The organism is Moorena sp. SIO4A1 (genome assembly GCF_010672065.1).
Classification (GTDB): Bacteria; Cyanobacteriota; Cyanobacteriia; order Cyanobacteriales; family Coleofasciculaceae; genus Moorena.
Genome location: NZ_JAAHHX010000903.1, coordinates 1 through 1195 on the forward strand (window position 1 = coordinate 1; position 1195 = coordinate 1195).

At 46.2% G+C, this 1195-nt stretch carries 2 protein-coding genes and 2 pseudogenes; 1 reads left to right on the top strand and 3 read right to left on the bottom strand.

Translation table 11 applies throughout. The annotated features are described in order from the left end of the window. Positions 1 to 194, top strand: a pseudogene (locus tag F6K53_RS43935) (ATP-binding protein); the annotation flags it as partial. Positions 195 to 206: 12 nt separating this feature from the next. Here the strand turns inward: F6K53_RS43935 and F6K53_RS43940 are convergent. The 3 genes and pseudogenes from F6K53_RS43940 to F6K53_RS43950 form a co-directional block, all read right to left on the bottom strand. Then, complete coding sequence (locus F6K53_RS43940; protein ID WP_293068034.1) at positions 207 to 425, bottom strand: hypothetical protein; 219 nt, start codon at positions 423 to 425, stop codon at positions 207 to 209. A 291-nt stretch (positions 426 to 716) separates the two neighbouring features. Then, a complete protein-coding gene (locus F6K53_RS43945; RefSeq protein WP_293068037.1) occupies positions 717 to 941 on the bottom strand; it encodes a hypothetical protein in 225 nt (74 codons plus the stop codon). Positions 942 to 978: 37 nt separating this feature from the next. Next, positions 979 to 1195: pseudogene (locus F6K53_RS43950) on the bottom strand (DNA-binding protein); the annotation flags it as partial.

The window sequence follows — 1195 nt, forward strand, 5'->3', positions numbered from 1 at the left end:
ACTTAAATTACCAGAAACTGGGTCAACTCAATGTAGCTGGTGGAAATATTCGCAATATTGCCCTAAATGCCGCTTTTTTTGCCGCCGCCGCCGATGAAGCCGTGAACATGGAACATATCTATGAAGCAACAAAATGGGAATATCTTAAATTGAAGAAAATGTTGACTAACGATGAGATTGAAGGGTGGTTTTAGTTGTGGGGAGTTTTAGGGAATAGGGAATAGGGAATAGGGAATAGGGAATAGGGAATGGGGAATCGGGAATCGGGAATCGGGAATCGGGAATCGGGAATCGGGAGGCGTAGGGTGGGCAAATGCTGACCCTCTGACAATTTGATCTCGAATCGGGTCCATTTGCCCACCTTCCCTGAGGCGTAGGGTGGGCAAATGCTTATCCTCTGACAACAATATCTCGAATTCTGTCAATTTGCCCACCTTCCCATTGGCTGTGGGGTAGGGTGGGCAAATGCTGTACTTCTGACAACAATATCTCGAATTCTGTCAATTTGCCCACCCTACAAGCTGCTACAAGCTGCGGGGTTTGGTGGGCAAATCCTGATCTTTGAGCTGACCATGTAATCTGGAATCCGGTCGATTTGCCCACCCTACAAGCTGCGGGGTTTGGTGGGCAAATCCTGATCTTTGAGCTGACCATGTAATCTGGAATCCGGTCGATTTGCCCACCCTACAAGCTACTTTATTTTTAATTTTTAATTACTATAGCTTTTGAATAAAATAAGCTGACGGCTGACAGCTGACGGCTGAATGCTTACTAGCGATCGCGCTTTCATACTTCAATGTCTTGATGCAGCACCAAATAATGAAATAGATAATTTTGAATAGTCGCAAAGCCTTGACAAACTTAGCTAATAGCCGGAAAACTACCACCAGCGATGCAGCGCGGTCTTGGGGAGGCAGCGCGGTCTTGGGGGTTCCCCCCATGAGCGACTGCCGTGGTTTCCCCCACTCGCGCTTTGCATCAAGAAATAAAGTGAATATCACTGAAGGTTTCGATCCACAAACGAGCACCACAATCAAGGGGATTATCCGGCTGATAAACAATCTTACAAGGACCAAGGATTTCGACTTCATTACCGTAGAGATTAGTGCCCTTTCGTTTTACTGAAATCACTGGCTTCCGGTCTTTGGGGCTTTTCTTCATATTCGAGCCAATGTGATTGCGATTGACATTAATC

What these genes read in the sequence shown, in the direction of transcription:
- F6K53_RS43945 (WP_293068037.1), bottom strand. Translation starts at nt 941, where the DNA reads ATGGGGGGAACCCCCAAGACCGCGCTGCCTCCCCAAGACCGCGCTGCA.